This window comes from Kribbella sp. NBC_00359 (genome assembly GCF_036097425.1).
In the GTDB taxonomy this organism is placed as follows: domain Bacteria; phylum Actinomycetota; class Actinomycetes; order Propionibacteriales; family Kribbellaceae; genus Kribbella.
On the sequence record NZ_CP107975.1, the window covers coordinates 7,901,936 to 7,922,327 of the forward strand.

General features: G+C 69.5%; 25 protein-coding genes. 5 read left to right on the top strand and 20 right to left on the bottom strand.

All coding sequences use genetic code 11. The features are described from left to right. Positions 1-17: 17 nt before the first annotated feature. Positions 18-1,133 carry a cytochrome P450 gene (locus tag OG876_RS38365; RefSeq protein ID WP_328521625.1) on the top strand — a complete coding sequence of 372 codons (1,116 nt, stop codon included), beginning with the start codon at positions 18-20 and terminating at the stop codon, positions 1,131-1,133. On the opposite strand, the gene OG876_RS38370 is transcribed toward OG876_RS38365, so the two are convergent. From OG876_RS38370 to OG876_RS38390, 5 genes are read right to left on the bottom strand one after another with little or no spacing between them, the layout of a single operon-like run. Beyond that, complete coding sequence (locus OG876_RS38370) at positions 1,111-1,869, bottom strand: SDR family NAD(P)-dependent oxidoreductase (protein ID WP_328521626.1); 759 nt, start codon at positions 1,867-1,869, stop codon at positions 1,111-1,113. The two genes, OG876_RS38365 and OG876_RS38370, sit on opposite strands and share 23 nt — an antisense overlap. Further along, complete coding sequence (locus OG876_RS38375) at positions 1,866-3,107, bottom strand: cyclopropane-fatty-acyl-phospholipid synthase family protein (RefSeq protein ID WP_328521627.1); 1,242 nt, start codon at positions 3,105-3,107, stop codon at positions 1,866-1,868. Before OG876_RS38375 ends, OG876_RS38370 begins: the two co-directional genes overlap by 4 nt. Further along, positions 3,104-3,856: a DUF1365 domain-containing protein gene (locus OG876_RS38380; protein ID WP_328521628.1), complete on the bottom strand. Its 753-nt coding sequence runs from the start codon at positions 3,854-3,856 to the stop codon at positions 3,104-3,106. The genes OG876_RS38375 and OG876_RS38380 overlap by 4 nt, the downstream gene beginning before the upstream one ends. Beyond that, a complete protein-coding gene (locus tag OG876_RS38385; RefSeq protein ID WP_328521629.1) occupies positions 3,853-5,118 on the bottom strand; it encodes an NAD(P)/FAD-dependent oxidoreductase in 1,266 nt (421 codons plus the stop codon). The genes OG876_RS38380 and OG876_RS38385 overlap by 4 nt, the downstream gene beginning before the upstream one ends. Next, positions 5,115-5,486, bottom strand: coding sequence for a hypothetical protein (locus OG876_RS38390; RefSeq protein ID WP_328521630.1), 372 nt, complete (start codon positions 5,484-5,486; stop codon positions 5,115-5,117). Before OG876_RS38390 ends, OG876_RS38385 begins: the two co-directional genes overlap by 4 nt. A gap of 98 nt (positions 5,487-5,584) precedes the next feature. On the opposite strand from OG876_RS38390, the gene OG876_RS38395 reads away from it, so the two are divergent. Continuing rightward, positions 5,585-6,496 (top strand): MerR family transcriptional regulator, encoded by a 912-nt coding sequence (locus OG876_RS38395; RefSeq protein WP_328521631.1) that lies wholly within the window; start codon positions 5,585-5,587, stop codon positions 6,494-6,496. Here OG876_RS38395 and OG876_RS38400 read toward each other — a convergent pair. Beyond that, the gene (locus OG876_RS38400; RefSeq protein ID WP_328521632.1) at positions 6,477-7,241 is read right to left on the bottom strand and encodes a class I SAM-dependent methyltransferase; all 765 of its coding nucleotides are present in this window, start codon (positions 7,239-7,241) and stop codon (positions 6,477-6,479) included. The two genes, OG876_RS38395 and OG876_RS38400, sit on opposite strands and share 20 nt — an antisense overlap. A 46-nt stretch (positions 7,242-7,287) precedes the next feature. On the opposite strand from OG876_RS38400, the gene OG876_RS38405 reads away from it, so the two are divergent. Then, positions 7,288-7,776, top strand: a complete 489-nt coding sequence (locus tag OG876_RS38405; RefSeq protein WP_328521633.1) for a GAF domain-containing protein — start codon at positions 7,288-7,290, stop codon at positions 7,774-7,776. 3 nt (positions 7,777-7,779) lie between these two features. Here the strand turns inward: OG876_RS38405 and OG876_RS38410 are convergent, their stop codons facing one another. After that, the gene (locus OG876_RS38410) at positions 7,780-8,556 is read right to left on the bottom strand and encodes a sulfite exporter TauE/SafE family protein (RefSeq protein WP_328521634.1); all 777 of its coding nucleotides are present in this window, start codon (positions 8,554-8,556) and stop codon (positions 7,780-7,782) included. 106 nt (positions 8,557-8,662) lie between these two features. Here OG876_RS38410 and OG876_RS38415 point away from each other — a divergent pair, with 106 nt between their 5' ends. Then, on the top strand, positions 8,663-9,463 hold the full coding sequence (locus tag OG876_RS38415; protein WP_328521635.1) for a hypothetical protein: 801 nt from the start codon (positions 8,663-8,665) through the stop codon (positions 9,461-9,463). Here the strand turns inward: OG876_RS38415 and OG876_RS38420 are convergent. From OG876_RS38420 to OG876_RS38475, 12 genes are all read right to left on the bottom strand, one after another. Then, complete coding sequence (locus OG876_RS38420) at positions 9,460-10,128, bottom strand: Abi family protein (RefSeq protein ID WP_328521636.1); 669 nt, start codon at positions 10,126-10,128, stop codon at positions 9,460-9,462. The two genes, OG876_RS38415 and OG876_RS38420, sit on opposite strands and share 4 nt — an antisense overlap. A 237-nt stretch (positions 10,129-10,365) precedes the next feature. Then, positions 10,366-12,129 (bottom strand): proline--tRNA ligase, encoded by a 1,764-nt coding sequence (locus OG876_RS38425; RefSeq protein WP_328521637.1) that lies wholly within the window; start codon positions 12,127-12,129, stop codon positions 10,366-10,368. A gap of 97 nt (positions 12,130-12,226) precedes the next feature. Next, positions 12,227-12,604: a DoxX family protein gene (locus OG876_RS38430; protein WP_328521638.1), complete on the bottom strand. Its 378-nt coding sequence runs from the start codon at positions 12,602-12,604 to the stop codon at positions 12,227-12,229. A 24-nt stretch (positions 12,605-12,628) separates the two neighbouring features. Beyond that, positions 12,629-13,453, bottom strand: a complete 825-nt coding sequence (locus OG876_RS38435) for a GNAT family N-acetyltransferase (RefSeq protein ID WP_328521639.1) — start codon at positions 13,451-13,453, stop codon at positions 12,629-12,631. 48 nt (positions 13,454-13,501) lie between these two features. Then, positions 13,502-14,743, bottom strand: a complete 1,242-nt coding sequence (locus OG876_RS38440) for an MFS transporter (RefSeq protein ID WP_328521640.1) — start codon at positions 14,741-14,743, stop codon at positions 13,502-13,504. Positions 14,744-14,760: 17 nt separating this feature from the next. Further along, complete coding sequence (locus tag OG876_RS38445) at positions 14,761-15,243, bottom strand: GNAT family N-acetyltransferase (protein ID WP_328521641.1); 483 nt, start codon at positions 15,241-15,243, stop codon at positions 14,761-14,763. Further along, a complete protein-coding gene (locus tag OG876_RS38450) occupies positions 15,240-15,884 on the bottom strand; it encodes a VOC family protein (protein ID WP_328521642.1) in 645 nt (214 codons plus the stop codon). The genes OG876_RS38445 and OG876_RS38450 overlap by 4 nt, the downstream gene beginning before the upstream one ends. Beyond that, the gene (locus OG876_RS38455; protein WP_328521643.1) at positions 15,881-16,033 is read right to left on the bottom strand and encodes a CopG family transcriptional regulator; all 153 of its coding nucleotides are present in this window, start codon (positions 16,031-16,033) and stop codon (positions 15,881-15,883) included. Before OG876_RS38455 ends, OG876_RS38450 begins: the two co-directional genes overlap by 4 nt. 83 nt (positions 16,034-16,116) lie before the next feature. Beyond that, positions 16,117-16,452, bottom strand: a complete 336-nt coding sequence (gene trxA / locus OG876_RS38460; RefSeq protein ID WP_328521644.1) for a thioredoxin — start codon at positions 16,450-16,452, stop codon at positions 16,117-16,119. Further along, a complete protein-coding gene (locus OG876_RS38465; RefSeq protein WP_328521645.1) occupies positions 16,449-16,817 on the bottom strand; it encodes a MerR family transcriptional regulator in 369 nt (122 codons plus the stop codon). Before OG876_RS38465 ends, trxA begins: the two co-directional genes overlap by 4 nt. Positions 16,818-16,882: 65 nt before the next feature. Beyond that, complete coding sequence (locus OG876_RS38470; RefSeq protein WP_328521646.1) at positions 16,883-18,493, bottom strand: thiamine pyrophosphate-binding protein; 1,611 nt, start codon at positions 18,491-18,493, stop codon at positions 16,883-16,885. Further along, positions 18,490-19,275, bottom strand: coding sequence for a cyclase family protein (locus OG876_RS38475; RefSeq protein ID WP_328521647.1), 786 nt, complete (start codon positions 19,273-19,275; stop codon positions 18,490-18,492). Before OG876_RS38475 ends, OG876_RS38470 begins: the two co-directional genes overlap by 4 nt. A gap of 74 nt (positions 19,276-19,349) precedes the next feature. Here OG876_RS38475 and OG876_RS38480 point away from each other — a divergent pair, with 74 nt between their 5' ends. Continuing rightward, positions 19,350-19,856 (top strand): NUDIX domain-containing protein, encoded by a 507-nt coding sequence (locus OG876_RS38480; RefSeq protein WP_328521648.1) that lies wholly within the window; start codon positions 19,350-19,352, stop codon positions 19,854-19,856. Here the strand turns inward: OG876_RS38480 and OG876_RS38485 are convergent. Next, positions 19,837-20,385, bottom strand: coding sequence for a nucleosidase (locus OG876_RS38485; RefSeq protein ID WP_328521649.1), 549 nt, complete (start codon positions 20,383-20,385; stop codon positions 19,837-19,839). The genes OG876_RS38480 and OG876_RS38485 overlap by 20 nt on opposite strands. Positions 20,386-20,392 lie beyond the last annotated feature (7 nt).

Consider the following 20,392-nt stretch of genomic DNA (forward strand, 5'->3'; position numbering starts at 1 on the left):
GCTTAAGCTGGTCGGCGATGATCACCGTCGAGGAGTTGACCGAGGACCCCCATCCGGCGCTGGCCGCGCTCCGGCCGGTGGGGTGGGTGGAGGCGCTCGGCGGGTGGGTGGTGTCGTCGCGCGGGCTGGCTCTCCAGGTCCTGCGTGATCCGGAGACCTTCACCGTTGACGACCCGCGGTTCTCGACCGCGCAGGTGGTCGGGCCTTCGATGCTGTCGTTGGATGGGGCCGCGCACGCCGCGCACCGCGAGCCTTTCGATCCGCCGTTCGGCCTCGCCGAGACCCGCCGTCGCTTCACCGCCTTCGTGCAACAGACCGTCGACGAGCTGCTCGCCGCCGTCCAGCCGGCCGGCGCCGACCTTCGGACGGCTCTTGCCGGGCCGCTGTCCGTGGCGGTGGTCGCGTACTCGCTCGGGTTGCCGCCGGCCTCGGCCTCGACAGTGCTGGGCTGGTACACCGCGATCTCCGACTCGGTGACGGGCGTCTCGGCCGGACGGCCGGTCACCGCCGAGGGCGCGGCCGCCTTTGCGGAACTGCACAAACATGTTGCCTCGGGCATCGACTCGTCGGACTCGCTGCTCGCCGCCGCGGCCCAGGCCGGGCTCGGCGTGGACGACGTGGTGGCGAACGCCGCGGTGCTGATGTTCGGCGGGATCGAGACCACCGAGGGCATGATCACCAACGCGCTGTGGCATCTGCTGACGCACCGGGATCAGCTGGATCTCGTGCTGGCCGACCGCACGCTGCTGCCGAACGCGCTGGAGGAGTCGCTCCGTCTCGAACCGGCCGCCGCGGTGGTCGACCGCTACGCCACCCGCGACGTCGACCTGGCCGGTGAGTCAATCCGACAGGGCGACCTCGTCACCGTGTCGCTCGCCGGCGCCGGCCGCGACCCGGCGGTCTTCGAGTCGCCCGACGAGTTCGACGTACGGCGGTCCAACGCGCGACGCCATCTCGCCTTCGCCAGCGGACCGCACATCTGCCTCGGGATGCACCTCACCCGCCTGGAGACGCTGACCGCGGTTGACGCCGTACTGCGACTGCCGGGCCTGCGCCTCGCACCTGGGTCACCACCACCGCGGGGTCTCGTCTTCCGCAAGCCGTCCGCTCTCAACGTCCTTTGGGACGACTGACCCGCTGCATCGCGGTCGCCCAGAGGCGGACCGGAAGCAGGCGGGCGATCTTCATCAGCACGGCCATCGGCAGCGGGAAGACGATCTCGGCCCGGCCCTGCTCGAGTCCGTCGCAGATCGCCCGGGCGGCCTGATCCGCCTCGATGATGAACGGCATCGGGAACGAGTTCCCGGCGGTCAGTTCGGTCTTGACGAACCCGGGACAGACCGTGACGACATCGACTCCCAGCCCGGCGACCGCGATCCGCAACGCCTCCAGCAGGTTGATCTGCGCGGCCTTGGTGGCGCCGTACGCCTCGGCCCCGGCCAGGCCGCGATATCCCGCCACGGACGACACCCCGACGAAACCGCCGTGACCACGCTCGAGCATCGGTGGCAGCACCGCACCGAGAACGTTGTTGAGGCCGAGCAGGTTGACCTCGATGTGCCGGGCAAAGAGGTCCCGGTCCCAGGCTGCGGCGTCCAGTTGCTCCCAGACGCCGGCGCTGAACACGACCAGGTCCGGCGCACCGATGAGGCCGGCGACCTCTTTGGCGGCTGCATCGACAGCGATCCGATCGGTCACATCGAGCGGTACGGCGGACATCCGCTCGCCGGCAACCTCCTTGAGCTGATCGGCCCGCCGAGCCGAGATCGCCACCCGCGCGCCCCGAACGACCAGCTCGGCAGCCAACGCGGCACCAATTCCGCTGGAGGCACCGACCACCCAGACCGCCCGGCCCGCGAGGGCGCTCATCGCGATCCCCGGGCCAGCTGCAGCTGACCGACATCGAGATAGCCCGCCGCGAAGCCCGCCTCGCAGTAGGCCAGATAGAACTCCCACGTCCGGCGGAACCTCTCGTCGAACCCGAACTGCCGGAGCTGTGGCCACTGGTCCTCGAAGCGTCGCCGCCAGCGCCGTAGCGTCTCCGCGTAATGCGGACCGAACCGATCATCGGCGACGATCCGGAGCCCAGTGTTCGCCGCCAGGCTCTCCTCGATCGCCCGCCGGGACGGAATCAGACCGCCCGGGAAGATGTACTTCTGGATCCAGCTGAACGAGTTGCGCGTCGCCAGCATCCGGTCGTGGTCCATCAGGATCGCCTGCAACGCGATCGTGCCACCAGGAGCCAGCAGGCGGTCGAGTGCGGCGAAGTACGTCGGCCAGTACTCCTCACCCACGGCCTCGATCATCTCCACGCTGACGATCGCGTCGAACTCACCCTGCACCGACCGGTAGTCCTGCAGCCGCAGCTCGACCCGATCCCCGACACCGGCGTCGGCCACCCACTTCGTCGCGAGATCGAGCTGCTCGCTGGACAAGGTCACGCCGGTGACCAGTGCACCCCGGCGCGCGGCCGCGATCGCGAGTGCGCCCCAACCAATACCGATCTCGAGCAGCCGGGTGCCCTCGGTCACTCCGGCCAGGTCGAGGATCCGGTCGATCTTGCGGCGCTGGGCCGTCTCCAGACTCTGAGCGCCGTACGGCGGCTGTCCGTCGAACACCGCACAGCTGTAGCTCATCGTCGGGTCGAGGAATCGGGCGAAGAGCTCGTTGCTCAGGTCGTAGTGCGCACTGACGTTGGCGCGTGCCCCGGAGAGCGAGTTGCGCAACCCGCGGGGAACGCGCTGGTCCACGAGACCGCGCAGCCGGGTCAGCGGGCGGGGCAGCAACGCGGTGAGCCGGGCCGCGAACGGCGTCAGCAACTCGCCGAGATCGGTGCCCTCGGCAACGGTCCAGTCGCCGGCCGTGTAGGCCTCACCCAGACCGATCTTCGGGTTGCGCCCGAGCCGCTCGAAGAACGCGACGGGCCGGACGATCCGCAGGGCCGGATCGTCCGGGCCGCCGCCACCCCGGACGGCGCCGTCCGGGTAGAGCGCCCGTACCGGCACGCCCGCCAGGACCTGGTCCACCAGGGCCCGGGTGAGCCAGGCGCGGGGACGTAGCGGGCCTGGCTGATTGTGGATGCGCGGCGAGGTGATGATCGAGGTCATCGGACTCCTTCCGGTGGTTGGTGAACGGGTCGGGACAGCACCGGCAGGCGGCGGAGCCACAGCCAGATCCCGTGCGCGCGGATCAGGATGGAGGCGCGCTGCGGCATCGCCGGCAGGACGAGTGCGGTCTTGGCCACGGCCATGGCCGTCGCCGGGCGGATCCGGCCGCCGAAGCCGGCCGCGAAGACCGGTCGGTCGCCACGGTTCAACGTGATCGAGATCGACAGGTGCTCCGGCGACACCGCGAACCGGAAGGCATAGCGCCCGGAGACGTCGTTGAACGGTGACACGAAGAACTCCTTGCCGACTTCCGCCGTACCGTCCGCTTCGGGGCGGAGCAGGTACGCGTGCCGCTCGCCGTACGTGTTGTGCACCTCGGCCACGACGCACCGGAGCGTGCCGTCGGCGGCGAAGCACCAGAACACGGTGAGCGGATCGAAGACATAGCCGAGCACCCTGGCGTTCGCGAGCATCACGACGCGGTCGCCGGGTCCGAGTACGACGCCCTGGTGCGCCAGGTAGCGCTGGACAGCGGGCTTGATCCCGGCCGATCCGCTGCCCAGGTGGTCACGTGCGTCGAACTTGGCGAGCGGCCGCAACCAGGGTGGAAGCTGGGGCAACTCGTCGAGGTCGACGAGCCACAGGTACGCACGGTGCCGGAACTCGTGCCGGACCGGGATTCGGCGCCGGTGCCAAACATGTCCGACGACGAGAGCCGGGAGCGTCGGCAGATCGCTCAGTGTCGTCACCAGTCGACTCCGAACGCGGCGGCGGCCGCGACGCCCGAGCGGCAGCCGTCCTCGTGGAAGCCCCACCCGTGATAGGCGCCCGCGAAGGCGGTGCGATGGGTGTTCAGGGCCGGGAGCGTTGCCTGAGCTGCGACCGCGGCCGCGTCGTAGACCGGATGGCGGTAGTCCATCACCGCGAGAACCGCGGCAGGATCGATCTGCTCCCGGGCGTTCAGCGTGACCAGGAACTGGGTTTCGGTGTCCAGGCCTTGCAGCCGGTTCATCCAGTAGGTCACCACCGGCGGCCGGTCGTCGGAGGTGGTGCGGAAGTTCCACGCCGCCCGGGCCCGTGGCGTCCGTGGCAGCAGCGACGGGTCGGTGTGCAGCACTGTCTCGTTGCGCGAGTACTCGAAGGCGGACAACACCTCCTTCTCGGCCGGATCCGCATCGGTCAGCAACTCGAGCGCGGTGTCGGCGTGGGTCGCGACGACCACCCGGTCGAAGCACGCCGTCTCGCCGGCGGCGTCCGTCACCCGTACGTCGTCGACTCCACGAACGATGCCCCGAACCGGCCGGCCCGCACGGATCGACTCGAGCCGGTCGGCGATCGCGTCCACATAGGTTCGCGAACCGCCCACGACCGTGCACCATTGCGGCGAATCCCGGAACGACAACATGCCGTGCCGCTCGAGGAAGCGGAACAGGTAGCGGGCCGGATACTGCAGCGACGACTGTGCACCGGTCGACCAGACACACGACACCAGCGGTACGGCGTACAGCCGCCGGAACCGCGCTGAGAAGCCCTCCGAGTCCAGGAAGTCGCCGAGGCTGGTCAGATCCGCATCGCTGGTCGAGGCCAGGAACGCGGCCGCCCGCCGATGGAACCGGCCGACCTGGCCGAGGACACCGAGGAACCGGGGATCGGCGACCCGGCGACGCTGGGCGAAGACCCCGCCGGCTCCGAGGCCTCCGGCGTACTCGAGGTCGGTGGCTCGATCGCTGATGCTCATGCTCATCTCGGTCGGCCGGGTCGCGATGCCGAGCTCTCCGAACAGCTTGCGGAGCTTGGGGTAGGTGCGGTCGTTGTGCACGATGAAGCCCGTATCGACCGCCAGTGGAGCGCCGGCAGCGTCGCGGACGACCTGGGTGTTCGCATGGCCGCCGAGCCGGGGCTCGGCCTCGAACAGGGTGACCGAGTGCGACCGCGACAGCAGGTACGCCGCAGTCAGGCCGGAGACCCCGGCTCCGACGACCGCGACCGTCGGCTGGGTGGTGCGGGTCATCGGCGGTCCCGCGCAGCCGCGAGCGAGGACGCGCACAGCAGTCCCCAGCCGCCAGCGATGCCGGCCACCTTGGCCCGCGATCGTGGTGATCCGGCGAGGCCGAACCCAGCCACATCGGTGAGGTCGCAGGCGACCCGCGCGACGATCGCAACCTGCAGCGGGCGACCCGCCGGGGCCAGCAGCATCGTCGCGCCCGACAACAGATCCCGGACCCCGATCACCGTGCCGAGCACCCGCCCGGACCGGCCGATCGCCAGGCCGTCCGCCAGATCCGCGGCCCGGATCAGCGAGTCCGGGCGGGCTGCTGTGTAGGCGCCGTACCCGAGGGTGAGCAGTCCTAGGAAACGGGGCAGGAGCTGAGCTCTCATCGGGTGGCCTTCCAGGTTGTCTAGGTTTTGTCTAGGAATACTAGAGCAATCAAGCCAGGTCTGTCTAATGTCCGTCTAAGGACGGTAGAGTGTCTGCCATGGATTCCGCGGACGCGCCCGGATTGCTCCGGATCGGCGAGCTGAGCCGCCGGGTCGGCGTCAGCGACCACGTCCTGCGTGCGTGGGAGAACCGGTACGGGTTGCTCTCCCCGGTGCGGTCCGCCGGCGGCTTCCGGCTGTACTCCGAGAGCGACGAGCGCCGGGTACGACGGATGCAGGCCGAGCTGGCCAACGGGCTGTCAGCCGCTCAGGCGGCCCGCGTGGCCTTGGCCGGCGATCTGCCGGTGGGCATAGCTGACCGCGCGGTCCACGAAGTACCGCCCGTGGATGGCGCCGCGGCGGTATTCGGTGTCGCGCTGGACGCGATGGACGAGCCGGGCGCACAGGGCGCGCTGGACCAACTGCTGAACGAATTCACCGTCGAGACCGTGCTCCGTGACGTCGTGATCCCCTACCTGCACGACCTGGGCGAGCGTGTCGCGCAGGGCGTGGTCGGGATCGGTCAGGAGCACTTCGCGAGCCATGTGATCCGCGGCCGGCTCGCCGGGCTGGCCCGAGGCTGGGGCGGCGGGCGCGGACCCCACGCCGTACTGGCGTGCCCGCCCGAGGAGTACCACGACCTTGCGCTGATGGTGTTCGGCATCGTGCTGGCGCGGAACGGGTGGCGGATCGGCTATCTGGGCGCGAACACCCCGATTGCCGACGTACTCCGGATCGCCGAGGACAACACACCCGAACTGGTCGTCCTCGCCGCCACCGTCCCCGAACGCCTCACACCGATCGCCGGCGAGCTGCGCCAACTGGCGTCGGTCGCACCACTCGCGCTGGCCGGGGCCGGTGCGAGCCAGACGATCGCCGACGAGACTGGGGCCTGGCTGCTCGCCGGCGATCCGGTCAGCGAGGCGCTCCGAGTGACGCGCTCCTCCGACCTCACCGACCGGGGCGCGTGAGGACCAGCATCGCGGCGGAGTAGACGGGCACGAGGCGATCCGGGTCGCGCTCCACGTCGACCGCGAAACGCTCGAAACCGGGCGCGATCTCGTCCTCCGGCAGGTGCTCGAACGTCGAGAGCGCCCGCAGCTTGAGCCGCTCGTACGCCGCGCCGAGCGTGCGTGGCTCGTCGGTCGTCACCCAGACCGGCTCATCGTCCGGGACGAGTCCGGCCTGTCGCGCGAGCTGCTGGGACTGCTCGACGGTGAGATACATGCCGGCGTCGACCGCGCGGGCCGACGGGAAGTAGTCGTACCAGAACAGGTCCGGCATCAGGTCGGCGAACTGGCTGCGCAGGAACGCCACTCCCCCGGGCCGGAGCACGCGGTGGACCTCCTGGAGCGCCTTGAGCTGGTCCGGGAAGTGGTGGAAGGACAGGAACATCAGCACCCCGTCGACCGATGCCTCAGGCAACGGAATGTCCTCGGCGCTGCCCTTCAGGTAAGTCACGGCGGGATGCGCGGCGGCGCGCTCCGCCGTCTCCCGCATCCGGTCCGACGGCTCCACGCCGTACACCGGACCTTGGAACTCCTCGGCCAGTCCGGGGGTGAAGCGGCCGCTGCCGCTGCCGAGGTCGAGGATCTGCACGGGTCGCCGCTCAGGGAGGTACGCCGCGAGCGCCGCGGTCCACCGTCGTACTCCTTCGGGGGACATCCCCCGGCCGGCGACGTACACACTGCCCATTCGACCGTCGTAGTCGACCATGACGCCGACCCTATCGCCTGACGCGGATCAGCCGGAGAATGGTGGCATGACGGAGTTGCTGGCTGGACTGGACGCGGCGCAGACCCTCGGCGAGGTCGGCGAGATCGTGCGCGTCGAGGCGCGCCGCCGGACCGGAGCACAGGGCGCGACCTTCGTCCTCCGCGAGAACGACCGCTGCTTCTACGCCGACGAGGACGCGATCGCGCCGCTGTGGAAGGGACAGCGCTTCCCGATCGCCACCTGCATCAGCGGCTGGGCCATGCTCCACGACGAGACCGCCGTCGTCCCCGACATCTCCGTCGACGAGCGCATCCCCCTCGAGGCCTACCTCCCTACCTTCGTCCGCAGCCTGGTGATGGTCCCGGTCGGCTCACCCACCCCCGTCGCCGCCATCGGCGCCTACTGGTCCCGCCACTACCACGCCACTCCCGCCGAGATCGCCGCCCTGCAGGACCTGGCCACTCAGACCTCCATCGCCATCCACCGCATCGGCCTCGACAACGCCCCCTGGGCCCCCACCTTCACCAAGCACTGAGAGTCAGCCGTGGAAGACGTCGTACGCCAGGCGGAGGATGAGGGCTGAGACGACGACCAGGAAGATGACGCGGACGAAGCGACTGCCGCGGGCCACGGCGGTGCGGGCGCCGAGGAGGCCGCCGAGCATGTTGGCGGTACCCATGATCAGGCCGAGGAGCCAGAGCGGGGAGCCGTGCAGCGCGAAGATGATGATCGCGCCGAGGTTGGTGGCGACGTTGGCGATCTTCGCCTTGGCGCTCGCCTGGAGGAAGTTGTAGCCGAGGAAGCCGACCAGCGCGAAGATCAGGAACGAACCCGTGCCGGGACCGACCGCGCCGTCGTAGAAGCCGATCAGTACGCCGATCCCACTCGCGGCGACGTAGTGGTCACGGCCGTCGAAGCGGAGCGCGGTCCGTGCGCCCAGCGACGGCTTGAGGGCGGTGTAGATCGCGACGCCGATCAGCAGCACCAGCACGATCGGCTTGAACCATGACATCGGGATCTTCGTCGCCACCAGGGCCCCGGCCGCGGATCCCAGTCCGGCCAGGATGGCGAGCGGCAGGACGGTCTTCTTGTCCGGGCGCACTTTCACGCCGAACGTGACCGCGCTGGTCGCCGTACCGCACAAGGACGAGATCTTGTTGGTCGACAGGATCTGCGCCGGCGACGCGTTCGGCAGTCCGAGCAGCATCGCGGGCAGTTGCAGCAACCCTCCTCCGCCGACCACCGCGTCGATCCAGCCGGCCGCGAAGGCCGCGATCACCAGGAATACCAGGGTCCACAACGAAACATCAGGCACGGCGGGGAGTCCTCACGCACCGATGATCAGGTAAGCCCATAGTTCGGCTCAACCATTACACCGGGGAATGAGAGACAAACCACGTCCGCGATGCCACAGTGGGCAGATGGCGTCCTCGATCCTGCCACCTGAGGGCGAAACCCTCGCCACCGGTTGGGAACCGGAGCTCGCGCCGGCCGACTCACTCGTCCGGCAGGCCGTCCTCGCGCACGCCTCCTGGGCGATCGACGCGCCCCGCCGCGCCGGTCAACCCTGGTACGACGGTGACACCTGGGCCGGCGGGATCCTCGGCGACCGCGGCCCACTCACGAACTGGGTCGTCCCGAAGCAACCCGTCGACCCGGCGGAGGTGATCGCCGAGGCCGCGCGGGAACTGCCGAACAACGTGCCGTACCTGTTCGTCAGTGCCTGGCCGACGCGCGATCTGCGCGAGCACGGCTTAGCCCTGGCCGGTCACCCGCCGCTGATGGTCCACCTCCCGGCGATTCCGACGACTCCCCCGGCCACGGATCTCGAGATCCGTCAGGTCACCGACGCCGCCGGTCTGGCCGACGCCGAACGCGTCCTGGTCGAGGGCTACCCGCTCCCCGAACTCCAGCCGTTCCAGCCCGGCGCCGTGTACGACGTCTCGTTCCTCGAGGGCTCCGCGGTCTGGGTCGGCTACGACGGCGACGTACCCCTGGCAACCTCGACAGCCCACCACGCCGCCGGCCTCACCGTCGTCGAGAACGTCGCTGTCATGCCCGCCGCCCGCGGCCGCGGCGCCGGCGCAGCCATCACCTGGGCAGCCACCACCCACCACCCCGACCACCCCGCCGCCCTGATCGCCTCAGACAACGGCCAACCCGTCTACCAACGCCTCAACTACCTCCGCCTAGAACGCTGGACCGTCTGGGTCCGCCCTTAACCCACCAACCTCGCCCACACCGGGCGCTCCGACAGAACTTCCGGCACCGACGACGTAGCCGCCACATAGGCTCCGAGATCACGATCGAGCAAACCACCGAGGGCGCTGATCTTGGCTGCTTCGCGCGACAGGTTCTCACCGATCAGCGGCTCATGGTGGGCGACGCGATTCCGCAGCCGGTTGAGAGTTGCCACCTTGCTGTCCACGTCCCGCTTCCGATCGGTGCCAGGCGGGAACACCTGGTGCAGATACGGCACCCAGACCGTCTTCTCGTGGGCCGACGAACTCAGGAACCGCCAGAAGCCGAAGGTCAGTTCGGCGATCACCTTGCCCGGCGCGCCCTCCGGCCCCACCCGTTCACAGGCCTGCTCGAGCTGAGCCCGCTGCTGGGTGTTGATATCCACCTGCCGGCCGTCACGCATCCGGAAGACCGGCGGAAAGAGAGCCTGGGACGAGCGGGTCCAATGCAGTGGAGAACCAGCCCAGTAGCGTTCGATGACGGCTGCGTAGGCGTTCCGCAGCCCGACCTCGATGTGGCCGAGATCCCGCATCAGCGCGGCGCTGATGCGGGAGTTCCATTCATAGAGTGCGAGGGCGCGGCCGATATCGCCGCCGGCAGCAGTGCTGTACTTCGCGAGCCGCGCCGCGCTGAGCCAGCGCCGCACCCATGGGCCTGCGGGCGGCGGCTCGAGATCGGTGGATAGCACAGGCTCCTCCCCGCTTCGGGTGGTAGCATCGACAGTGAAAGCCCCGGTGGACCGCTGACTCAGGTCATGTCGCCGGGGCTACGACTTTCTGGGGACAGGTCCCACGAAGACAGACGCACCATCGACCACCTCAGGTGGCAGTGGGTGCGCCGAATGCAGATCGGCCCCCGCTCGCGGGAGTGGGGGCCGATGTGGTTAGGCGCGGACTGTGGTCACCAGGTGGTCGACTACGTCGGCTACTGGGATGTCGGTGCGGGTGCCGGTGCGGCGGTCTTTGACCTCGATGGTGCCGTCGGCGAGGCCCTTGCCGACCACGGCGATGGTGGGGACGCCGAGCAGTTCGGCGTCCTTGAACTTCACGCCTGGGGAGACCTTCTCGCGGTCGTCGTAGATGACGGACAGGCCGCGGGACTCGAGCTCGGCGGCCAGTGCGGCGGCCTTCTCGAACAGCTCGGCATCCTTGCCGGTGGCAACGAGGTGGACGTCGGCGGGGGCGATCTCGCGCGGCCAGATCAGGCCGAGCTCGTCGTGGTTGCCCTCGGCGATCGCGGCCACCGCGCGGGTGACGCCGACACCGTACGAGCCCATGGTCACGGTGACGAGCTTGCCGTTCTGATCGAGCACCTTGAGATCCAGGGCCTCGGCGTACTTCTTGCCGAGCTGGAAGATGTGCCCCATCTCGATCCCGCGCGCGCTCGACAGCGGACCCGAACCGTCCGGCGCCTCGTCGCCGTCGCGCACCTCCGCGGCCTGGATCGTGCCGTCGGCGGTGAAGTCGCGGCCGTGCACCAGGTTCATCACGTGGAACCCGGCCTTGTCCGCACCCGTCACCCACGCGGATCCCTCGGCGATCCGGGGGTCGAGCAGGTAGCGGATGCCCGAGGTGTTCTCGGACCCGAGCACGCCCGGCCCGATGTAGCCCTTCGCGAGCGATGGGTGCTTCTCGAAGTCCGACTCCTCGAAGGCCACGACCTCGGCCGGCTCCACCTGCGCGCCGAGCCGCTTCTCGTCGATCGCCCGATCCCCGGGTACGCCGATCGCCAGCGGCACACGTGTGCCGTCAGGGTTCACCAGCATGACGAGCACGTTCTTCAACGTGTCCGCGGCGGTCCACTCCCGCCCGTCGGTCCGAGCGTGCTTCGCGTTCATCGCGTCCACCAGCGTGTCGATGGTGGGCGTGTCCGGAGTGTCGACGACCTCCGCGGCAGGCACGGCCGACGCGTCGACCGGCGCGGCCTGCGGGACCACGACCGCCTCGACGTTGGCGGCGTACCCACCAGGCGAGCGGACGAAGGTGTCCTCACCGTTCTCCGCGATCGCGAGGAATTCCTCCGAGCGTGAGCCACCCATCGCACCGGACATCGCCTTGACGATCACGTAGTCGAAGCCGAGCCGGTCGAAGATGTTGATGTACGCCTTGCGATGCAGCTCGTACGACGCCGCGAGGCCGTCGTCGTCGACGTCGAACGAGTACGAGTCCTTCATCACGAACTCACGCCCGCGCAGCACGCCGGCCCGCGGCCGCGCCTCGTCGCGGTACTTGTTCTGGATCTGGTAGATCGACAGCGGCAGGTCCTTGTACGACGAGTAGAGGTCCTTCACGACCAGCGTGAACATCTCCTCGTGCGTCGGCCCGAGCAGCATGTCGGCGCCCTTGCGATCCTTCAGCCGGAAGATGTTCGGCCCGTACTCGGTCCAGCGGCCGGTCGCCTCGTAGGGCTCGCGGGGCAGCAAAGCCGGGAACACGAGCTCCTGCGCACCGATCGCGTCCATCTCCTCGCGCACGATCCGCTCGACGTTGCGCAGCACGCGCAGCCCCAGCGGCAGCCAGGTGTAGATGCCGGGCGCGGCCCGCCGGATGTACCCGGCGCGGACGAGCAGTTTGTGGCTCGGGACCTCCGCGTCCGCCGGGTCCTCGCGAAGGGTGCGGAGGAACAGCGACGACATACGCAGAATCACGGGAGTCTCCAAGCGTGCAACGGGTCAGGAATACAACAACGGACGGAACAGAGAATATCGGCCCGGCGGTCATGCTCTCACCACGTTATCCACAGGCTCACGCCGCCCGGTCCTCGCGGGCGGCCTTCAGCGCCCAGCGGATCAACGGCACCTGCAGCGGCAGCCGGGCCCAAGCGATCGCTTGAGCCGGCCGGGATCCCTTGCGCTGCAGGTCGGCGGCCATCTGCACGTTCGCCGGGAAGATCGCCACCAACAGCCCGGCACTGGCCAGGCCGGCCACCCGTCGCGTGCGCGGGTGGAGCAGACCGGCCGCGCACGCCAGTTCGGCCACTCCGGATGCGTAGACGAGTTCCTTCTTCCGGGGCAATGCCCGCGGCACGATCTGCTCGAACGGCCGCGGCGTCAGGAAATGCAGCGTGCCGAGAACGCCGAACAGAACGGCGAGGCCGGTGGTGGTCTTGCTCCGAGACGCCATGCGCCGGAGCTTACTCGCTGGTAGTCAGAACAGAATCGTCGCGAACGTCTCGATCGTCCGGAACCCGACCCGCTCGTACGCCGCCCGCGCCGGCAGGTTGAACGCATTGACGTACAGCGTCACCACCGGCGCGATCTGCCGGGCCAGCTCGACCACCGCCGCCATCCCCGGCGCGGCGAATCCCTGGCCGCGGAACTCCGGATCCACCCAGACCCCCTGGATCTGGCAAACCCCGGTACCGACCGACCCGACCTCGGCCTTGAACACGACACGCCCGTTCTCGATCCGGGCGAACGCACGCCCGGCCCGGATCAGCTCAGCCACCCGCGACCGGTAGAACGTCCCGTCCGGCCCGGTCTGCGGCGGTACGCCGACCTCCTCGGTGTACATCGCGACACAGGCCGGGTACAGGATCGGAAGTTCCACCGGCTCGACCGCGCGGACCAACGGATCGGGGGCAATCACCGGCGGGCCCTCGATCACCATGAACGGCTGGTTGTCGCGCACCTCGCGGGCCGGTCCCCAGTGCGGTTCGAGGATGCTCCACAACTGCTCGACCGCGCGGGCCTGGCCGAGGATCTGGAAACAGTTCCGCCCCCGGCGCATCGCGTACGCCGCGAACGCGCGCAACGCGGCGTCGTCCGCGCCGACCGGCACCATGTTGCCGCCCGCGTGACACAGGGCCTCCAGCGCGCCCTTCTCGACGTACCCCCAGACCTCCGCACCCCGGCGCGGATCGAGTCCCGACGCCTGCACGAGGCTGTCGACGAACACGTTCACGACCGGATCGCGGGCGATGACCGCGCGCGCCGCCGCGAGGTCACGAGGACCGAGAACCCGTACGCCCACGCGCAGAACCTAGCGGATGTCCAGCAGTTCGGCATGCAAGGGGCCGGATCAGACCGCCGCCGGATCGTGTGTCGCCGCGATCCGGCGCAGCGGCGATGTCCAGGCGACCACCACCCCGATGAAGATGCTCAGGCCCATCAGCACCATGCCGCTCCGGATCCCGACCGCCTTGCCCAGCACGCCGCCGACCACCGCGCCGAACGTCCAGCCCACACCCCACGACAGCATCCGCCCGGCCGTATTGACGCGGCCGAGCAGGTGCTCCGGCGTCACCTGTTGCCGATAGGACACGGCGTTGACGATGACCAGCACGTACGCCGAACCCCACACCAGCAACGCGATCGCGGCCGTGACCCAGTCCTGCGACAGCGGCGTGAGGACTCCGAGGAGCGCCGAGACCGGCAGCGCGTAGAGCGTGATCGCCGCCGGCGAGAACCGTTTCAGCAACCGCGGCAACCCGAGCGCGGCGATCAGCCCACCGATCCCCCACGTGCCCCACACGAGTCCGAACCGGAGTCCCGACGTACCCACGTGCAGGACTTGGTCGCACCAGACCACGATCAGCGCCATGAATCCGCCGCCGCCGAACGACTGCACGCTGCCGACGATCGTCATCGTCCGGACGCCTGGATGCCGGATCAGATAGCGGAGTCCCTCGGCGATGTCGGCGAAGACCACTCGCGGCCGGAGCGGCGGCAATCCTTCCCGGCGCTCGGACATCGCTCGCACGATCCCGCGCACCGCCAGTGCGGACGCGACGAAGCTCAACGCGTCGACGGTGAGCAGGGTGGCCGGGTTCAGGACGGCGAGGATCAGGCCGGTCACCGGCGGGACGAACAACTCGATCAGGCTCGAGGCCGTCCACACCGCCGAGTTCGCCTGCGCGACGCGGGCTCGGCCGACCAGGACCGGCAGGGCGCCGAAGTTCGCACCGTCGAAGAAGGTGTAGACGCCCTGCACGGTGAACGCCACCACCAGCACCTGGACGACGGTCAGTACGCCGAACAGGTGCGCGACCGGGATCGACCCGACCAGGACCGCGTTGACCAGGTCCGCGGTCACCATCGTCCGGCGCCGGTTCCAGCGATCAGCGAGCGCACCGGCGAACAGCCCGGCCAGCAGGTACGGCGCTGCCTCGAGAGCGGTCACCATCGCCGTCAGAACGGTGGAGCCGCTCAAGCGGTAGACGAGCACCGGCAACGCGATCGCGGTCACCATCGATCCGGTGATCGACAGCGCGCGGGCCAGCCAGTACCGCCGGAAGTCCGGATCGTCGCGCAGCCTCGTCATGGCGGAATCCTGCAACCTCACGTGCGGTGGAGGTCAATGACCATCCACATCAAGTCGACGCCGAGATCCCGGTCCGGGGTCGCCCGTGCCTCGGTGAACCCGTGCGCCCGGTAGAAGCCGATCGCCTTCTCGTTGGTGACCAGGACATCCAGCAGGAGTTCCGTCGTACCTTCCGGAAGCGCCGCGATCGCCGCGTCGAGCAGTGCCTTGCCGATCCCCTTGCCCTGGTGCTCGGGGAGCACGTAGAGCTTCCACATCACCCACTTGTCGTCCTCCGGCCCGAGGCCGACCATCCCGACCAGGTGATCGCCTTCGGCCGCGACCAGGGTGATCCCGTTGCGGATCCCCCACTCGACCACCTCCGCCGACCACCACTGCGCGATTCCGTCGGTGATGAACTCCTCAGACGCCAGACCGGCGTACGCGACCGGCCAGGTCGTCACCCCGATCTGCCGCACCGCGTCGACCTCAGCGAGCTCGGCCCTTCGTATCTCGATCACCCGTGCACCACCACCGTCTCCCCGTCCGGATCCATGATCTCCAGCCCTTCGTCAGTCTGCGTCACCTGGTGGCCGCTGAGCCGCCGCCGTACGTCGTCCAGGTCTTCGGTGGTGGTCAGATCGAGGCGTACGGCGTACTCCGCGTCGGCCGGCCCGAAGCGCAGGGTCGCGTCGACACCGAGCAGTTCGAGCACCTGCAGCCAGGCCGCCGGATCCACGCCGGTCAGGTACGGCGTGACCGACCAGCGATCGTCCGGCCGGGACTCGTGCAGCTTGTAGCCGTACAGGTCCTTGCTGCGCTCGTCGATCCAGAGCTCGACTCCACCCGGCCCGGTGATCGACAGGACCCGGCCGTACGCCTCGTCCCAGATCGTCGCGTCGGCGAAGCCCGCCTGTTCCAGTCTGTCCTTGAGTTCGTCGATCTCGTCGGCCTCGAAGGTGAGGCTGGTCTGCCCCGGCCGGCCACCCATCGCACTGCCCGCGGCATCGTGCAACGCGACCATGCCGCGACCGGTCAGCATGTCCACCCACCCGCCGCGCTCGGACTCGATCCGCGACTTCAACCCCAGCGCCTCCAGGAAGGCGCGCATCGCGTCCACATCCGCCGTGAATCGCAGCGGCCGGATCAGTACGTCGTTCATCCTCGGGCCTCCCCGTGCTTGTCCAGGTACTCGGTCAGGGCCTGCTCCACCAGCGCCGACAAACTCGCCGCCTCGTCGATCGCCTTGTGCTTGACCCGCCGCACCAGCTCCGGCGGCAGATACACGTTGAACTGCACCTTCTCGGCCATAGCTATATTGCTAGCATCCTAGACAGCTACCAGTCAATAACCGACGGCGTTCCTGTTCGCCGTCGGTTGTTGACTGGAGTAGGTCAGACGGCGGCGAGCAGGGCGTCGTCGATTTCCTTGAGCAGCTTGGCCTTCGGGCGAGCGCCGACGACGGACCAGATCACCTCGCCCTGCCGGAACAGCATCAGCGTCGGCAACGCCATCACCCGGTAGTTCGCCGAGATCACCGGGTTCTCGTCGGCGTTCAGCTTCAGCACGGTCAGCTGGTCCTCGCGCTCGGCACCGATCTGGGCGAGCACCGGTGCGATCTGGTGGCACGGCGGGCACCACTGGGCCCAGAAGTCCACCAGCACCGGCTTGTCCGAGCGCAGTACCAGCTCGTCGAAGGTCGCGTCGTCAACGGTCCGCAGGTCACTCATCGTTGGTTCATCCTCCAGCTCTCGGCATCGGTCAGGAGGTCGGTCAGCCGGGCCCGCAGGTCGGCGAGCTCCGCGATCCGGCGATCCACCTCGGCGATCCGGGTCCGGTACGCCGTCAGCGAGGCCGGGCAGACGTCCGCCCGCTCGTTGCCGGCCCGCAGGCACTCGATGAACGGGTACGTCTGCTCCGCGGTCAGCCCGAGACTCAGCAGCGCCTTCACCTCGCGTACGACGACCACGTCGTCCGCCTCGTACGTCCGGTAGCCGTTGGGCTCCCGCCGTGGCTTGAGCAGCCCCTGCGACTCGTAGTACCGCACCGCCTTGACCGTCACACCGGCCTCGGCCGCCAGATCACTGATCCGCATCCCGCCTCCTCCACCCAACGCTAAACCTTGCCCCCAGGGTCAAGGTCAAGCCAGGATAGCCGGGGTCAATGGCCGCGGAACGCCTCTTCCAGCCACCAGGACGGATGGTCCGCGACGACCTTCGCGTCCACGAGCATCGGCGCCGACCGCGGTCCGTTCAGCCAGTCCGTGACCGCCGCGAGGTCGCCGGCGGAGCGGACAGTCGCGGCCTCGAAGCCGAAGCCCCGGCCGATCGCGGCGAGGTCGGTCGGCGGGAACGTCACCGTGTCCAACGGGTGCCCGCTCGGACCGAAGTGGTGCACCTCGGCGCCGAACGCATCGTCGTTGTACACGACCACGAGCATCGGCAGGCCGAGCCGGCGTACGGTGTCGAGCTCCGCGGCGCTCATCAGCGCACCGCCGTCGCCGAGTGCGGCGACAGGCAGCCGGTCCGGCTGCGCCAGCGCGGCACCGATCGCGGTGGCAAGCCCCAACCCGACCGACTGGAACGCCTGGGTGAAGCAGAAACCGTCCTCGTCCGGCACCGACAGGTAGGCGCTCGGGTAGCCCATGAAGTTGCCGGAGTCGACGGCGACCACGCGTTCGGCCGGAAGGAGGTCGTCGAGCGCGATACTCAGCGTCCGTGGGTCGATCCGCTCCGCCGTGCTCGTGTCGTCGTACGGGACGTCCCGCCAGCGCACGCTCCCGAGCCCAACCGTGCGCCGGCCCACCCGCTGCTCGCCGAATGCCTCGCGCACCATCGCGGCGGTGAGGCCGACGTCGCCGGTGACGCCGAGCTGGATCTCGCGGTGGGCGCCGAGCGCCGACGCGTCGTCGTCGACCTGCACCACGATCGCGTCGGGTCCGATCAACTGACCGTGCCGCATCGTCCACATGTTCAGCGCGCATCCCCATCCGACGACGAGGTCGGCGCCGCGGATCAGCTCGGCGGTCCGTGGCGAGGCGAAGCCTCCCGAGATCCCCAGCGACCACGGGTTGCCGTGGAACAGACCGTGCGCGACGGCCGAGGTCGCGAGCAGCGCGCCACAGCGTTCCGCCAACAGCTCAAGGGCCTGTCGATGGCCCCGAGACCCGCGCCCGGCGACGAACACAGGTCGCTCCGCGCGCCGCAGCAGGTCGGTCAGCGCAGCGACCTCGGTGGCGTGCGGCAGGACGGCATCCCGCGAAGGCGGGGGCGCGACCGTCGGTGCCTCAGTCTCCAACGCCTGCACGGGAAGCGGAACGTTCAGCAGCACCGTACGGCGTTCCCGAACGGCCGTCGCCACGGCGTCCAGGGCCTCCGCCACCGCGGTCTCCGCCGAGGTGACCCGCACCGGCACCGCACCCACCGAACGGGCGAGCGCCTCCTGGTCGACGTAGAAGTTCGACCGCGGCTCGGTGACCTCCGCCGCCACGACGATCATCGGCGTCCGGCTCTTCGCGGCCTCGGCGATCCCGGTCATCGCATTCGTCAGGCCGCACCCCTGATGGACCGAGACCGCGGCGACCGTCCCGCTCATCCGCGCGTACGCGTCTGCCATCGTGGCCGCGCCACCCTCGTGCCGCGCGGCGACGAACCGCGCGCCGCCGGCAACCATCGCGTTCGTCAGATGGAAGTTGCCCGACCCGATCACACCGAAGACCTGGCGGACGCCTGCGGCCGCCAACGCCCGGCCGACGGCGACCGCGACGTTCACCGGCGTTCGACCAGCGCGAGCACTCGTGCGGGAGCGCCGGAGCCGCCGACGATCGGCAACGGTCCGGCGATGACGACGGCGCCGGTCGGCGGCAGCTTGGCAAGGTTCTGCAACTGCGTCAACCCGTACTTGTCACTGCCCATCAGGTAGGAGTGGCACGGGAACGGCGGGTCGAACGAGTGCGCCTTCCCGGCGTCGGTCCCGACGGTTTCGACGCCGAGGCCGAGGACGGGCGATTCCTGCGCGACCCACCGCGCGCACTCCGGCGACAGGCCGGGCGTGTGCGGCCCGGCATCGTCGGCGTTGAGGAACGCCTCCTGCGAGTGTGACCGCGCGGCCCACCCGGTGCGCACGAACAGCCAGCCACCGGCGGGCAGCGGTGCGTTCTCCGCCTCCCAGGCCTTGAGGTGGTCGACCTCGACGAGGAAGTCGGGGTTCTTCTCGACCTCCGCGGTGAAGTCGAGCACGACCACCGGCGCGATGAGCCGGTCGGCCGGGACCGACGCCACGTCGGCGAGGTCCTTGCCGGTGACCCAGTGGTTGGGTGCGTCGAAGTGGGTGCCGGTGTGCTCGCCACTGGTGAAGTTGTTCCAGTACCACGCCGGCCCGCGGTCGTCGTACCTGCTGATCTCCTCCAGCGCGAACGGCGCCGTCTGCCCGAACTCCGGCGGCAGCTGGATCACCGGCGTCGACGCGGACAGCGGCGACGTCAGATCCACCACCTCGATCGACCCGTCGGCGAGTGCTGCGACGAGTACCGACAAGGGCGACGAGCCGGGCATGCGGACCTCCAGGGGAGTGGCGTACGAGACCCTGACACCGACCTTGGCCCCAAGGCCAAGTCAGCATAGACCGCATGCTGCTGGGGACCTTTCGTTCACCCGAACTCCCGCCCGGCGGACGGCTGGTCGAGCGGACCGCGGTCCGGGGTGTGCTCTTCCGCGGGCGGGAGTTGCTGCTGCTCTCCTCGCGCCACGGCGACTACAAGTTCCCCGGCGGCGGTGTCGAGCCCGGCGAGTCGTTCGCGTCGGCGCTGCGCCGCGAGTTCCACGAGGAGTGCGGGTACGCCGACGTGGTGGTCGGCGCCGAACTCGGCACGACCCGCGAGGAGGTGCCGGCGGTCGAGCCGGAGTACGACGTCTTCGGCATGACCTCGCACTACTTCGCCTGCTCCGGTGGATCACCGGTCGGCGGCCAACAACTCGAGGGCTACGAGGCCGACCTGGAACTCACCCCGTGCTGGGTAACGGTCGACGAGGCCCTGGCCGCCAACCACGCCGTGCTGGCAGGTGGTGTCGGTGTCATGCGCTGGCTCACGCGCGAGACCGCCGTACTCGACTGGCTCAGTCGACGTACGCGCTGACCCACTCCCCCAACACCTTCGCACTGGCATCCACGAGGGCCGGCCAGTCAAGCGCCGCCTCGTCGGCCGAGTCGGACACATGCTTGACGACCCGCACCGGCACGCCGTACTCCCGGCACGCGTACACCACGCCGTACGCCTCCATGTCGACGAGATGCGCCCGCTCCGCAAGCCGCGCCCGTACGACGGGATCCGTCACGAACACGTCCCCCGACGCCAGCACCGTCCCGTCCCCACCCTCGACGTGCAACTCCTCCTGCGGATCCAGCCCGATCCCCCGGATCGCCTCGGCATTCACATCGTGATTGATCACCGTGCTCGGCAAATACAACCCCGACAACCCATCCCTGAGCGCTCCGGTAGTCCCAACATTCAGCACCACCACGTCAGACGTGTCCCGCCCCGCCAACGCGCGACTAACTGCAACAGCCGCAGCAGTCTTGCCCACCCCAGTGACAACCACCGGAATCCCCTCAGGCACATACCGAGCCTCCCCAGCAACCGCACTAACCACCAGGTATTCGGTCACGGCCGGA